The following is a 15064-nucleotide window of genomic DNA, read 5'->3' as shown; positions in this document are numbered from 1 at the left end:
ATGATCAATTACAGTGAAGATAAGACCATGTATCACATCGGAGTGGCACCGGGACAGGTCGGAAGATATGTCCTTCTTCCCGGAGACCCGAAACGATGTAAAAAAATCGCTGCATATTTCGATGATCCTGTCTTTGTAGCTGACAATCGCGAATATGTGACTTATACAGGAAAAATAGATGGCGTACCTGTGTCTGTGACATCAACAGGCATAGGCGGTCCTTCCGCATCCATCGCCATGGAGGAGCTGAAGATGTGCGGAGCTGATACATTCATCCGCATCGGCACTGCCGGAGGCATGGATCTGGATGTTCAGGCAGGAGATGTGGTCATCGCAAACGCTGCCATACGTATGGAAGGAACTTCAAAGGAATATGCTCCTATAGAGTGGCCGGCGGCTGCGGATTTTGAGATCACCTCTGTTCTTAATCAGGCAGCGGAGAAGCTTGGTTTCCGGCATCATGTGGGAGTAGTTGAATGTAAGGATGCTTTTTACGGACAGCATAAGCCTGAGGACCTTCCTGTCAGCTATGAGTTGCTTAACAAATGGCAGTCATGGCTCAGGCTCGGTTGTAAGGCTTCCGAAATGGAATCAGCAGCCCTCTTTACGGTTGGAGCCTATCTCAAAGTAAGAGTAGGCTCAGTCCTTTTCATCATGTCCAACCAGGAACGTGTAAAACAGGGTCTCAGTAATGAGATAGAGCATGACACCGACAAGGCCATAAAGACAGCCATCGAGGCCATAAAACTACTTATAAAGCAGGATGCGAAATGACTGAACTGACTCAGGATGAAAAATATATGCAGCTTGCCATTCGGGAAGCCCAAAAAGCACATAAGAACGGTGACGTACCTATAGGGTGCGTCATCGTTTATGATGGGACTAAACCGGACAGCAAGGCTGATAAAAATGCAGAAGCACACAACATTAAACCCGGTACGATCATAGGACGAGGTTACAATCAAAGAAATAAAAAACACAACTCTCTCATGCATGCGGAGATCATCGCCATAAAAAAGGCATGTAAGGCATTTGAGGACTGGCGGCTTGAGGATTGCACCATGTATGTGACATTGGAACCCTGTCCCATGTGCGCCGGAGCCATAGTTCAGGCGCGACTGCCGAGAGTTGTCATGGGCTCCATGAATCAGAAGGCGGGATGCTGCGGTTCGGTGCTGGACATGCTTCATGAAAGCCGCTTCAATCATCAGTGTGAAGTGAAGAAGGATGTCCTTTACGACGATTGCACCAGACTAATGACGGATTTTTTTAAGGGATTACGGGAAAAGAACAAGGGATGATGCAGGAAACAGAAGATACAGAACAGCAGAGAAAATGTATAATAGTCGGAGCCGGAGATTTTTTCGGAATGCCGGTAAAGCCTGCGAAATGTGATTACATCATCGCGGCAGATGCAGGATATGAAAATCTGAAAATCATGGGAATCGTACCTGATCTCATCGTTGGAGATTTTGATTCCATGCATGTAGACGGAGTACAAGGCACCACAGGGAATGTAAAGGATCTGGATATTTACGATGACGCAGAGAAAGCCGAGTACATACATCACCTGAAAAAGCTCGATCTGGATGGGGTAGAAACAAGGGTGATCGACCCTGTAAAAAACGATCCGGATATGATGGCATGTGTGAGAATAGGCCTCGAGCTGGGGATAAGAGAGTTTCATATCATCGGCGGGACAGGAAAACGGATAGACCACAGCATTGCAAATCTTCAGATACTTGCTTTTCTGGCTGATCAGGGTGCAAGAGGATATCTGTACAATGTTTCTCAGGTCACAACAGCCATAAAGAATACCTCTGTTCGGTTCCCTGACACCATGAAGGGTTATTTCTCGGCATTTTCATATTCAGATCACTCCTATGGCGTGACGGAGAAGGGCTTTAAATACATCATCAACGATGTGACTCTGAACAGTCTCACACCCACAGGACTCAGTAATGAATTTGTGGGAACAGAGGCTGAGATAAGCGTTGAGGATGGAACACTGATACTGGTGTACGGAATTTAAGGAAGATTTATTCCGGATCCTTAAAAATAATCCATAAAATAAAAAAATAATCTTCATTTATAAATTTTCTATGAGACATCTATACTATACTTGAATAGATAAAGCTGCTTTGATATAATCCATTCAAGAAGTAAATAACTGGAACGTTCGAGGCCGCACAAATTGAACCTACAAATAAGACCTACGGGATTCCAACATTTGAATGCTCATATAATGCCTTCCATTTGGTCAAGGACTATAGCGGTATTCGTGAGGTCTCCCACCTAGCATACAGGCTAGGAGTCAAGCGTGTGGTACGGCGTTTTGGTCTTACTCCATAAAAATCGTATGATTTTAGACCGGTGAGTGATCACCGGTTTTTTTTGTGAAATAATTGCGCTTTGACATCAGTTTTCTACGATGGATTCCTTCTTTCAACATCTTCAAGTCTGATACAATTCCTCATAGTCTCACCCAAAATACTATAGTATAATGATTAGTATATATATTCATTTGCATCTCAGGAGGGTAGTTTTGAAAAAAGAAAAATGGGAAACTCAGATACGCTGGGGAACGACATCATTCCTTGTATTGGTATGCAGCGCCCTTATCATCATGGCATTGCATAATTTCGGAGCTGTCAGAGAGGGTGTAAACAAGCTTCTGGATATACTTACACCTATCATATATGGAATAGTTATGGCCTACCTTTTAAACCCTGTATATGATTTTATTTACAGAAATACAATTAATCTTCTGACCAAGAAAAAGCTGAAAGTGAGGAAGTCTGTCAGCCTTTCTAAAACGAACGGTAATATCGGGAATCAAGAATCTGAAGCTGTTCCTGTATGGGCTGTCAGCCTTTCAAAAACAGCCGGAACCATAGTAACCGTGCTATGTCTCCTGCTTTTGATTTTCGGTTTGGTAGCGATGATCATCCCTGAACTGCACAGATCTCTCATCAGTCTGTCCAATTCCCTGCCATCAAATCTGACTAAAATATACAGCAATGTTATGAAGCTTATAAATGATTATCCTGAGATAGAAGGGTATTTAAGCCAGTCTTTTAATGATTTTTATAAGTTTCTGACCAATTTTTCTTTTGAGCAGCTTATGCCTAATTTCCGTAATTTCGCTTCGCTGCTTGCCTCCCTTGCTCCACTGGGTTCAGGTATCTGGTCCATGATCAACTGGGTAAAGAATTTCATCATTGGCGTAATCGTCATGATATATCTTCTTAATACTAAGGAAACCCTTGCAGTAGGTGCAAGAAAAATCATATTTGCGATCTTCCCGCAAAAATTTGCAGAAAACATGCTTGTGACCTTCCATGAAATAGACAGCATGTTCGGCGGATTCATCCTCGGAAAGATAATAGATTCCCTGATAGTGGGAGTGATATGTTTCATAGTACTCTCTATCATGAACATGCCATACACCATGCTTGTATCCGTGTTTGTAGGCATTACCAATATCATTCCTTTTTTCGGACCTTTCATCGGAGCTATACCTTCTATCATACTGATCCTTATCTCCAGTCCTATACAGGCACTGTACTTTGCGATATTCATCCTTATTCTTCAGCAGGTAGACGGTAATATCATCGGTCCAAGTATCCTTCACGGATCCACAGGTATAAGCAGCTTCTGGGTCCTTTTCTCTATCCTTCTTTTCGGTGGACTTTTCGGCTTCATCGGAATGATAGTAGGTGTTCCTATATGGGGAATCATACTTAAGATGACAGACAAACTTACAGCATATCTTCGGAATAAACGAAAGATAGTACTGGACGATAAGGGGTATCCCGTGAAAGAGTCTTCGGACGAGGTTCAGACCCAGACTGAAGTATAAAATAAGAGTGTAAAACGATTCTATATCGGCTTCTGACATCCACAAATAAATCTTTAAGAAAACCGGTTTTTCTTCTCATCAACGGATAGAAGAAAAACCGGTTTACACGTTGCAAAACCGTGATTCTCATGTATAATTGATGAGGTGATTTAGTTTTGCAGAAAAAGGTATGAACAGATATTTTTCATCACCTGTTATTCCACCCAACACCGGGGGAGAAATGGAGATTTATGGATATTCGTTATAGTGCTAATCAGAAAGACGTAAAGAGATATACAACTGAAGAACTCCGGAATGAGTTTTTGATCACCGGTCTATATAAGCCTGATGAAGTAGTAGCCGTTTATTCACATGTTGACCGAATGGTCACTTTTGGCTGTATGCCTGTAGAAGAAACTGTACCACTGGACAAAGGCATCGACTGCTGGCATAATTTCGGCACACATTATGTGCTGGAGCGCCGTGAGATAGGCATTTTCAATATAGGCGAAGGCTCCGGAAGGATCAGTGTAGACGGAACGGAGTATAAGCTCGGATATAAGGATTGTCTTTATATAACAAAGGGTGCAAAGGAAGTTCTTTTCTCTTCTGATGACAAGCAAAAGCCGGCGAAGTTCTATATGGTTTCTGCCCCTGCACATGTAAGCTATGAGACTAAGCTCATCACCATGGCAGAAGCAAATCACAGACCCTGCGGTGAAGCGGAGCTTGCCAACCAGCGTGTGATAAATCAGTTCATCCATCCGGATGTACTGAAGACAGCTCAGCTCAGCATGGGCATGACTGAGCTTAAACCGGGATCTGTATGGAACACCATGCCATGTCATACCCATGAGAGACGTATGGAGATCTATACATATTTCGAGGTACCGGAGGATCAGGTAGTTTTCCATTTCATGGGAGAGCCTCAGGAGACACGTCACATCGTTATGCATAACTACGATGCTGTGATCTCACCTTCATGGTCTATCCACTGCGCATCAGCTACACACAACTACACATTTATCTGGGCTATGGGCGGTGAAAATCAGGAATTTGACGATATGGACAATATCTATACACCTGATTTAAGATAACATGCCACAGGTATACAGAATTAAGATTTTTTCATACATTTTCTTCATTGACTTCCGTGTCTGAATGTCCTATAAAAATAGATATATTTAAAAATCAATATCCGTATGGATATTGATTTTTTTAGAAAATCTGATACTTTGTACGTACATCTTTTTAAAGATTGTCCGGACTTTTCGGATATTCGCATATTATAAAAAAAGATCCCCTACAAGGGGTAAGGAGAAATTTATGGCAACATTACTTGAAACCTGGAGAACCCAGGCTTACGGCGACGGACTTTCCAAGGCAGAGCAGGAGCAGCTTTGGCAGGAATATTTTGCACTTGAGAAGGGCTTCTATGAGGAGATCCTCAAGGATCCATCACACGTATATGAGGGAACAGTAAAGGAACTTGCTGATCATTTCCATATCGACGTATTCCACTTCACAGGTGTACTTGACGGTATCGACGAGTCTTTAAAGGGATATCACAATCCTATCGACTCAATGGATGAAAACACTCAGGTTAAGATCGAGATCGATCCTGAGAAGCTTTACTACAACATGGTTGAGGCTAAGGCAAGCTGGCTCTATGGTCTTCCTGCATGGGAGTCTATCCTTTCAGAGGAGAAGCGCCACGAGCTTTATCGTCAGCAGAAGGCATCAGGCACCATCCGTCGTGAAGGCAAGAAGATCTACCCTAACGATCAGTGTCCTTGCGGTTCTGGAAAGAAGTACAAGAAGTGTCATATGCGTATCGACCAGGAAAATGAGCTCAAGGCAATGGCCGGAGTTCAGTAATGGCTGACAAGATTCGCGTAAATACAAGTGCCGGTTCGGAAGCTGATGCTTCCACCGGCATTTATCAGGATAGAATCCTTACGGATTCTTTTGAACCGCTCAAAGCCGCGAGGCTCCCTCGATTAAAAATCGAGGGCAGTCATGATTATGTGGTCAGAGCAACTGCCTCCAATGGACTGATTCGTGCATTTGCATGCACAACAAAAGATCTGGTGGAAGAGTGCAGAAAAACTCACAACACTTTCCCTATATGTACAGCAGCTATCGGAAGACTAATGAGCTCAGCTCTGATGATGGGTGTAGACCTGAAGGGTGCAAGATCTGTGATCACATTGACTATAAAGGGCGAAGGTCCTGTAAAGGGACTTACTGCAACAGCAGATAATCTGGGTAACGTTAAGGGATTTGTTTCAAATCCCAATGTACTCCTCCCTCCAAACGAGGCAGGACATCTCAATGTTGGCGGTGCCATAGGGCAGGGTAAACTCAGCGTCATCAAGGATATCGGTCTCAAGGAACCATATATCGGATCCGTAGACCTTCAGACATCCGAGATCGCAGAGGATCTCACATATTATTTCGCTGTGTCTGAGCAGATACCTTCTTCAGTAGGTCTTGGAGTTCTCATGAACAAAAACAACACAGTAAGACAGGCTGGAGGCTTCATCATTCAGCTTATGCCTGATGCAACAGATGAGGTTATATCCAAGCTCGAGGCAAAGCTCAGCGGTATAAAATCCGTTACCAGCATGCTGGATGAAGGAATGACTCCTGAAGAGATGCTTCAGTTCATTCTCGGAGATATGGATCTGGAGATAAATGATCATATTCCTGTCCGGTTCCACTGCAACTGCAGCCGTGACAAGGTTTCAAAAGCCCTTATATCACTTGGCAAAAAGGAGCTTGAACAGCTGATCGAAGACGGAAAACCACAGGATGTATTCTGTGATTACTGTGAGAAGCATTATAGCTTCTCTACCGCTGAACTCCAGAATTTGTATGACAACGCCAAATGATTTGAATTTTAGCCCAAAAAATCAGATATCTTTTTTAATTATAGCTGGCTAAATAAAAAATGTATGTCAAGTTGTACGACATTTGATTGACCTCGATTTTTGTTTATGCTAAGATTGACCCTGTTGCAGAAATAATTCTGCAGGTACTTTATGGAGGTATACACAATGAAGGGTACAGTTAAGTGGTTCAACAATCAGAAGGGTTATGGTTTCATTTCTGATGAGGCAGGAAAGGACGTTTTCGTTCACTATTCAGGACTTACAGGTGATGGATTCAAGTCACTTGAAGAGGGTCAGAATGTTGAGTTCAACGTTCAGGATGGCGCTAAGGGACCTCAGGCAGTAAACGTAATTAAGCTTTAATTTTTAGATTTCACAGTACCTTAATTGTAATTAATATATTATTTGCAAGAAAAGTATAGAGAACTAAATAAAAGCAAGCGGTATCCTTTTGGATACCGCTTTTACTTTACATTTTTGTTTTTAATGTTTTATGCGGTATGAGTCGGATGCACATTACCTTGCAGATAACCGTACCGTCAATTATAATAACCGTTATGAAAATGACATCTAAAAAGACTAGCTTGTATGGCATGCTTCTGGCCCTTGCTATGATACTCAGTTACGTAGAAGCAATTATTCCAATCAATATAGGAGTTCCCGGAGTCAAACTGGGATTACCGAATATAGTTACGGTCATCGGTCTCTACTCACTGGGACCTGTACCGACACTTATCATCAGCTTTCTGAGAATCATCCTGGTAAGCTTCATGTTCGGTAATACCATGACACTCGCATATTCTCTCGCAGGCTTTGGGCTCAGCTTTCTTACCATGCTCATTCTCTTAAAAATAGGTGGCTTCCATATGACAGTGGTAAGTGTAACCGGAGGTGTGATGCATAATGTAGGTCAGCTTATGGCGGCAATATTACTGCTTCACAGCGAAATACTGTTTCTTTATCTTCCCGTACTTATGATTGCAGGTGTTGCGGCTGGTGCTGTTATCGGTCTGGTATCAGGTCTTATCACAGAAAGGATTCAGACATATCTGAGAACGGTCAACTGATAAATATATTGAAACATACATTCGTGTTATTGATTTAAAATTACAGTCATGATAAAATTAACCCGGCAAACAAATGTTTGTCGGGTTAATTTATAATCATTTTTCATTGGATTTAATTATATAGAATATGAGGTCACTATGGGTAAGAATTACATAAAAATTCGCGGTGCAAGTGAACATAATCTCAAGCATATAGATGTAGACATTCCACGAGAAGAACTGGTAGTTATGACCGGTCTGTCAGGCTCCGGAAAGTCTTCGCTTGCGTTCGACACCATCTATGCCGAAGGACAACGAAGATATATGCAGTCTCTTTCATCCTACGCTCGTCAATTCCTGGGTCAGATGGAAAAACCGAGAGTCGATATGATAGAAGGACTCAGTCCGGCGATTTCCATAGATCAGAAATCAACTAACCGTAACCCTCGTTCAACTGTAGGTACAGTAACAGAAATCTATGATTACATGAGACTTTTATACGCCCGTACGGGTGTGCCTCATTGTCCCAACTGCGGCAGGGAGATCAGGAGACAGACTGTGGACGAGATAGTCGACCAGCTTCTCACTATGGAAGAAGGAACCCGTATACAGCTTCTCGCCCCCATCGTCAAAGGAAAGAAGGGTATGCACGAGAAGGTTCTGGACAGTGCGAGACGTTCAGGATATGTACGTGTACGAATCGACGGCAACCTCTATGAATTATCAGAGGAAATAAAGCTCGAAAAAAATATCAGACATACCATCGAGATAGTAGTGGATCGTTTGGTCATCAGGGAAGGCATAGAGAAGAGACTTGCGGATTCCATCGAGCAGGTCATGCAGTTAAGTGATGGAAAACTGACTGTAGATGTGATAGGAAGTGAACCCATCAATTTTTCAACCAGCTTTGCATGTCCTGACTGCGGTGTATCTATAGAAGAAATTGAACCAAGAAGCTTTTCCTTCAATAACCCTTTCGGCGCCTGCCCTGAGTGCTTCGGTATAGGATACAAAATGGAGTTTGATGTCGAACTGATGATACCTGATGAAACACTCAGCATAAATCAGGGTGCCATTTCTGTAATGGGATGGATGAATTCAAAGGACGAAGGAAGTTATACTCACGCTATGCTGAAGGCACTGGCAGAAAGATATGATTTCAGTCTAGATACTCCATTCTGCGAATTAAGTGAAAAGGCACGAGACATCATCATAAACGGAACAGGTACTGAAACAGTTACAGTCTACTACGAGTCACAGTTCGGTAAGGGTAATGTTCATACCGTTGCATTTGAAGGACTTGTTGCCAATGTAGCCCGTCGTTACAAGGAGTGCTTCTCCGATAAGATGAAGGTGGAGTACGAACAGTTCATGCGTATAACACCATGTCCAAGCTGCCATGGCGCCAGATTGAAGCCGACCAGCCTTGCGGTAACTGTCGGTGATCTGAACATTTACGATGCAACTACCCTGTCTATAGAAAAGTTCTACAAGTGGATAACCGAACTTAAGCTCACAGCCATGCAGCACAAGATAGGCGACGAGATCATAAAGGAGATCAGAAACCGTATCAAATTCATGCTGGATGTGGGGCTAGACTATCTGACACTTGCGCGCTCTGCAGGGACTCTGTCAGGAGGCGAAGCACAGCGTATCAGACTTGCAACACAGATAGGTTCTGGACTGGTGGGAGTAGCTTATATACTTGATGAGCCAAGCATCGGTCTGCACCAGCGAGACAACGACCGTCTTATCGCTACTCTCAAGCATCTTCGTGATCTCGGCAATTCAGTTCTGGTTGTAGAGCATGACGAAGACACCATGCGTGCTGCTGACTACATTGTAGATATAGGTCCTGGAGCCGGGTCAGAGGGCGGTGAAGTGGTTGCTACCGGAAATGTGGAAGAGATCATGGCGAATCCGCGAAGTGTAACCGGGCAGTACTTAAGCGGAAAGCTTAAGATCGCAGTACCTAAGATAAGAAGAAAACCTACGGGCTGGATAAAGGTTGTCGGAGCCGAGGAAAATAACCTAAAAAATGTAGACGTGGATTTTCCTCTTGGCGTATTTACCTGTGTTACGGGAGTTTCAGGCTCAGGCAAGTCTTCTCTTGTAAATGAGATATTATACAAATCTCTGGCAAAACAGCTTAACAGAGCCAGAACCATCGCAGGAAAGCATAAACGAATCGAAGGTATAAAGCAGCTTGATAAGATCATCGCCATAGACCAGTCACCAATCGGACGTACTCCACGTTCCAATCCTGCTACATACACAGGTGTGTTTGATCTGATCAGAGACCTGTTTGCGGGAACACCGGATGCCAAGGCTCACGGTTACAGTAAAGGGCGCTTCTCTTTCAATGTAAAGGGCGGTCGTTGTGAAGCCTGTCAGGGAGACGGTATAGTAAAAATCGAGATGAACTTCCTTCCGGATGTATATGTCCCTTGTGAGATATGTAACGGAAAGAGATTTAACAGAGAAACTCTTGACGTTAAGTATAAAGACAAGAGCATTTACGATGTTCTGGAGATGACTGTAGAAGAAGCTCTGGACTTCTTCAAGAACGTTCCTTCCATAACACGTAAGATCCAGACTCTTTATGATGTGGGTCTCGGTTATGTGAAGCTTGGTCAACCCAGTACCGAGCTCAGTGGCGGTGAAGCACAACGTATAAAACTGGCAACAGAGCTTAGCCGCAGACCTACCGGTAAGACTATCTATGTACTAGATGAGCCAACTACCGGATTACATTTCGCAGATGTTCATAAGCTGGTAGTTATGCTGGATAAGCTGGCGGAAACCGGAAATACTGTTATAGTTATCGAACATAATCTGGATGTTATCAAATGTGCGGATTATATCATCGACATGGGCCCTGAAGGTGGAGACAAGGGAGGCACTCTCATTGCAAAGGGAACCCCTGAAGAGGTCGCAAAGGTTAAGGAATCTCATACAGGCAGGTATATAAAGCAGTACCTTAAAAAGTAAACCACATTGATGGTATAATACTAAAAGGTGAGCGGACAAACCGCTCACCTTTGCTTTATCAAGAAAAGAAAGATTATACATTAACCGAGAGTTTAATATCTGTTAAATCAATTCTCGGCCTTCTAACCCCTCCTTTTTACCAGTAGCTGTCTCTTTTATTCTCTGCCACATTAGGTTCAGGAGGTGTATACTCTGCTTTTTTAAGTCCCAGAGGCTTAGGTATATTTCTTCTGTCATTTATCTGGGCACTTTTATATATGTCGGATTTATATATCTCTGCACGTATGTTTTCCATCAGCTCAGCCAGATTTTTATCGGTAGTACTCAATGTACCTGAATCCGCATTTCCGCTATATATAGCATTTGCATCCATATTTAAAGCATGCATAAGTATGACTATCTGACTGTTATTTGGATGTTTACCGTTCAGGTTATTCTCAAACTGTGAGATCATAACCGCAGGGATACCAGTGATATCAGAGAGATCCTGTTGAGTGTACCCAAGCTCCAGCCTGCGTCTCGCGATGTTCTTCCCAAGAATCTTCCAATCAAAGCGATAACTTGCATTATTGTATATCGGGTCTTCTGTATATGTTTTAATATGCTTAGCTCGTCTTTTTATGATACCCATATGTTTTCTCCTTATGTCAGAATTTTAAGTGAAGATGGAGAAATAAAACATTTTCTAATGGGTATAGTCATATAGCTATTAGGTATATTTAGGGCAAATTAATTTATCTATCCGCTAAATATATCGCTTTTATATATACATCAGAAGTATAAATAAGAAAAAAAGGGACTTTTAAACCAGCGGTTTATTTACAAATGTGATCAAATCAGCTATTATGTGTGGATATAAGGGCTAGTACCGGTTTCGACGGGGACGATGCAGCTTTAGAAGCTATCCGAAAGACAGTCGCGTTAAACTTCAAACTTAAATATAAACGCTAACAAAACAGAATTAGCATACGCAGCCTAATCGCTGTGTGGTCAGCCTCATTGCACTCACACTTTGAGAATCTGGCCTCGATCATGTGAGAAACGACTTCAGGAACTCCTCTACCTGATGGGCGTATAAGAGGATACCGGTCGTGTAAAGACGTGCACATCTTCTACACGGTGGGGAATCTCGGAAGTGTACTATGATAGTAGAAGGAGAGGGAATTTGTTTTCGGACACGGGTTCGACTCCCGTCTGGTCCATATTTTCAAGAATGACGCAAAGCCGTGTAGAACGTTGATTTTACTAGGGTTATGCGTCTTTTTTATTGCTGTTTGCGGAATATAAAATACCGTCAAAAAACAATATTTTGTCCAAAAATTGCCCAGTAAATTGCCCAGTAAAAGCCCGGTGGAAAATCCACCGGGCGATTATTATTTTTACCATCAGGATATCATCTTGCCCATCTTCTGGGCGAAGGCTTCCTGAGCCTCTTTGGCTTGTTTCTCTTTGGTGTAGTCATATACTTTTTTCATGATCTCAGAGCCAGGCTTCCATCCGCCCATCTTTTCAACGTAAGCATCGCCCATGAGCTCTCTGGCTGTAGCTGCGAAAAAATGGCGGAGCTTGTGGAGGGAGAACTTCTCGATGCCTAACTTCTTCTGAGCAGCCTGCAGATATTCGTTTATCTGTCCGGGGGAATGCGAATACACCTCACCCTCCGGAAGCTTCCTGATCAGCTCGGCTACATAGTCGGCTATCTTTATCTTTCTGTTGGATTCCACTGTCTTAGTCTGCTTGATTGTCCATGTTCTGTCGGCGTTGAGCACTTTTGATTTATTTACCGTCAAAATGTTATCTTCTGACAGATCGGATGTGAGCAGTGCGCAGATCTCGCCTCGGCGAAGTCCGAAAGTCGCAAGCCATAGAGGGATTTCGTAGCGGGAACCCTTGGCATATTCCAGGATTCTTTTTACATCCTCATCCTCAGGCACATAAAAATCAGTTTTATCTTTTTGTGGGAGAGTGACCGCGGTAGAAAATGACGGTCTGACAGACTTCATAACAGTGCTGATAAATCCGCTCAGATTACGCACAGATTTAGCGCTGTGTGACTTGGAATAATCATTGATGGATATTTGTATGTCTTCACGCGTAACAGACATTACAGGCTTGTTTTTGAGCTTTTGGGGCATGTTCTTTAATATAGAGCCGTAAGCGTTGATGGTGGAAGGGGACAGAACAGAAGATTTTGAATCCATGTACTTCCTGGCAGCAGTCTCAAAGCTCTGATATGCGCCCTGTTCAGGTTCCTTTTCAATGATTGACCAGATCAGCCGCTCAGCTTCGCTCTTAGTCGGCTTCCTGCTGACACTTAAACGATAGCGGCGACCTTGGTAGTATTTGGATATCCGCCATGTTGACGGTCCGGTTTTTTCGATAGTAGCCATGATAATCTCCTTTTTTGTGGCGGAGCATCATGGTATAATGGCCTTGTTCGGGGGGGGGACATTATAGCAATGCTCCTTTTAGGGCTTTCTGATTCGCCAAAATCAGGGAGCTCTTTTTTATTTGTTTTTTAGATCGATTTTATCAACATGCATACCTGGAATGGTAATTTTACCGCCTAGCGTTGATTGATATGATACGGTTCCTGATGATTTACCATAAACAGTGATACGGTCATCCTCCAAAATTCGCGATGAAACAATATCGGGAGAATACTTGCAGTAAATTACGTCATCATAGCCCTTGGAAGTTGCTAACCTGAGCTGTATTTCACTGCTAGACTCAATTACCTGCAGAACTGTTCCGGTGAACTTAATTTTTTCACCTCTATAATCTTCGGGGTTTCTTGCCAGCTGCTCATAAGTAATGCCTGTATCATATCCTAATTTTTCTTTTGCTTCGGCAGCAGCTTTCTCAGCGGCAATGGATTCTTCCTCCGCCTTTTTTGATTCTGCAACAATAGATTCCGCCTCAATCTTGCGGGCTTCAATCTCGGCGTCTGCAAGTTCTCTGTAGGGCTCCATCTCTTTATAGAATTCATGATATGCTTCAGAAACGGCTTCGAGAGATTCTATCTCAGAATCTTTTTCTCGCAATTCACTGTTAAGTGAAGCGTTTTTCTCCTTTAGAAACTCAATCTCTTCTTCCAAGGAACGAGTTTCTGGTTCTTCATATGCTTTGCTTACCCATTCCCCATTAGATTCCTTAAACCACGCATATTTTTGAGGTTCGGTTTCCGAGGTAGATGATTCTGAGGAACAAGCGACCAAGAGTAATGCGAAAAGTAGATAAAATGGTTTTTTCATATTAGCCTCCATTTATTATAATTTTCCTCTGACCTCGACAACACGCCCCAGGATTTTAACAGGGATAGTATCAATTTCCGGGGAAGTAAAGATCATGGGATCATATTTGGTGTTGAGCGATATAAGCATAAGCCCTTTATCTAGCTTCTTGAGCCTCTTACATACTCCATCATTGCCGTTTATCAAGGCAATAACAATCTGATCTGATTCGGCATCATCCTGCCGGCGAACTATGACAGTGTCACCGTTATATATACGAGGTTCCATGGAATCGCCCTTAATCCGGAGACCAAAAAACTCACCGGTCTTAGCGAGTTCCGAAGGGATTTCTTCACGATCGATAATCTCACTGATGGCATCAATAGGTATTCCTGCAGCGACTCTTCCTAACACTGGAATACTGACACTCATTCTGATTGAAGATGATCCTGGGCTTTCGATCAGATCGGCGCGGGTACAATGAAAAAATTCAGCCAATTTATCTATCGTATCTATAGATGGGATTGAATTGCCCTTGCACCAGTTATTAAATGTCTGCGAAGCGATGCCAAGAGTGTGAGAGGCATCCTTCTGAGAAAGGTTGTAGGTGGCTAAAAGCCTGCGCAAATTAGATGCAAAAATCTGTTTTACTTCATTGTCTGACATGGGATTTATTCTCCTTTATATCCCATATCATAATACTTTTAACAGAAAAATACAACAAATAACCAATAAAATGGGATTTATTCTTGACAATCCCAAATGGTGGGATTATAGTTGATTACAACGGAATCCCAAATTTAAGGATTTTTAAGAAAGGAGCACATAAGTGTTATCAGAATTATATCCAAAAGTAAGAATCTCACTGAAAGCCTGTCGAGTAAATGCAGATAAGAGCCAGCGAGAATGGGCAGACTTACTCTCAGTAACTCTCAATACTATTGGTAGCTGGGAAGCAGGAAATACTGAGCCTAGTGCGACACAACTGCAAGAGATAAGCAGACTGTCGGGAATACCGATGGATTTTATTTTTATACCCAAGGTATCCCAATAAATGGG

The 15064-nt window shown here is 42.7% G+C and carries 15 protein-coding genes and 1 other RNA gene; 12 read left to right on the top strand and 4 right to left on the bottom strand.

Annotation, left to right across the window (positions count from 1 at the left end):
- The 10 genes from udp to uvrA all read left to right on the top strand — a co-directional run bounded on the left by udp (position 1) and on the right by uvrA (position 10772).
- The gene (udp, locus tag BXO88_RS02895) at positions 1-774 is read left to right on the top strand and encodes a uridine phosphorylase (RefSeq protein WP_078036275.1); all 774 of its coding nucleotides are present in this window, start codon (positions 1-3) and stop codon (positions 772-774) included.
- 5 nt (positions 775-779) lie between these two features.
- Positions 780-1301 carry a nucleoside deaminase gene (locus tag BXO88_RS02890; RefSeq protein WP_139355490.1) on the top strand — a complete coding sequence of 174 codons (522 nt, stop codon included), beginning with the start codon at positions 780-782 and terminating at the stop codon, positions 1299-1301.
- Positions 1298-2032: a thiamine diphosphokinase gene (locus BXO88_RS02885; RefSeq protein ID WP_078036273.1), complete on the top strand. Its 735-nt coding sequence runs from the start codon at positions 1298-1300 to the stop codon at positions 2030-2032. The genes BXO88_RS02890 and BXO88_RS02885 overlap by 4 nt, the downstream gene beginning before the upstream one ends.
- 513 nt (positions 2033-2545) lie before the next feature.
- Positions 2546-3862 carry an AI-2E family transporter gene (locus BXO88_RS02880; protein WP_168171600.1) on the top strand — a complete coding sequence of 439 codons (1317 nt, stop codon included), beginning with the start codon at positions 2546-2548 and terminating at the stop codon, positions 3860-3862.
- Positions 3863-4092: 230 nt separating this feature from the next.
- Entirely contained in the window at positions 4093-4938 is an 846-nt protein-coding gene (kduI, locus tag BXO88_RS02875; protein ID WP_078036271.1) for a 5-dehydro-4-deoxy-D-glucuronate isomerase, read from the top strand.
- A gap of 229 nt (positions 4939-5167) precedes the next feature.
- Complete coding sequence (locus BXO88_RS02870; RefSeq protein WP_078036270.1) at positions 5168-5719, top strand: SEC-C metal-binding domain-containing protein; 552 nt, start codon at positions 5168-5170, stop codon at positions 5717-5719.
- Positions 5719-6735 carry an Hsp33 family molecular chaperone HslO gene (hslO, locus tag BXO88_RS02865; protein WP_078036269.1) on the top strand — a complete coding sequence of 339 codons (1017 nt, stop codon included), beginning with the start codon at positions 5719-5721 and terminating at the stop codon, positions 6733-6735. Before BXO88_RS02870 ends, hslO begins: the two co-directional genes overlap by 1 nt.
- Positions 6736-6900: 165 nt before the next feature.
- Entirely contained in the window at positions 6901-7098 is a 198-nt protein-coding gene (locus BXO88_RS02860) for a cold-shock protein (RefSeq protein WP_044996063.1), read from the top strand.
- Between the two features lie 230 nt (positions 7099-7328).
- Positions 7329-7802, top strand: coding sequence for a Gx transporter family protein (locus BXO88_RS02855; protein WP_242945141.1), 474 nt, complete (start codon positions 7329-7331; stop codon positions 7800-7802).
- A 138-nt stretch (positions 7803-7940) separates the two neighbouring features.
- Entirely contained in the window at positions 7941-10772 is a 2832-nt protein-coding gene (gene uvrA / locus BXO88_RS02850) for an excinuclease ABC subunit UvrA (RefSeq protein ID WP_078036267.1), read from the top strand.
- 136 nt (positions 10773-10908) lie between these two features.
- On the opposite strand, the gene BXO88_RS02845 is transcribed toward uvrA, so the two are convergent.
- Complete coding sequence (locus tag BXO88_RS02845; RefSeq protein WP_078036266.1) at positions 10909-11403, bottom strand: helix-turn-helix domain-containing protein; 495 nt, start codon at positions 11401-11403, stop codon at positions 10909-10911.
- A 228-nt stretch (positions 11404-11631) separates the two neighbouring features.
- Between BXO88_RS02845 and ssrA the strand changes: the two genes are divergently transcribed.
- Positions 11632-11977: a transfer-messenger RNA gene (ssrA, locus tag BXO88_RS02840) on the top strand.
- A gap of 180 nt (positions 11978-12157) precedes the next feature.
- Here the strand turns inward: ssrA and BXO88_RS02835 are convergent.
- The 3 genes from BXO88_RS02835 to BXO88_RS02825 all read right to left on the bottom strand — a co-directional run bounded on the left by BXO88_RS02835 (position 12158) and on the right by BXO88_RS02825 (position 14671).
- Positions 12158-13162: a site-specific integrase gene (locus BXO88_RS02835; protein ID WP_078036265.1), complete on the bottom strand. Its 1005-nt coding sequence runs from the start codon at positions 13160-13162 to the stop codon at positions 12158-12160.
- Positions 13163-13279: 117 nt separating this feature from the next.
- A complete protein-coding gene (locus tag BXO88_RS16690) occupies positions 13280-14026 on the bottom strand; it encodes a toxin regulator (RefSeq protein ID WP_206099954.1) in 747 nt (248 codons plus the stop codon).
- Between the two features lie 15 nt (positions 14027-14041).
- On the bottom strand, positions 14042-14671 hold the full coding sequence (locus BXO88_RS02825) for an XRE family transcriptional regulator (protein WP_078036264.1): 630 nt from the start codon (positions 14669-14671) through the stop codon (positions 14042-14044).
- Positions 14672-14834: 163 nt separating this feature from the next.
- On the opposite strand from BXO88_RS02825, the gene BXO88_RS17215 reads away from it, so the two are divergent.
- Positions 14835-15059: a helix-turn-helix transcriptional regulator gene (locus BXO88_RS17215; protein WP_078036263.1), complete on the top strand. Its 225-nt coding sequence runs from the start codon at positions 14835-14837 to the stop codon at positions 15057-15059.
- The last annotated feature ends 5 nt before the right edge of the window (positions 15060-15064 follow it).

This window comes from Oribacterium sp. C9, assembly GCF_002007235.1.
Classification (GTDB): domain Bacteria; phylum Bacillota; class Clostridia; order Lachnospirales; family Lachnospiraceae; genus Oribacterium.
This window is presented reverse-complemented; position numbering and strand designations above follow the sequence as displayed.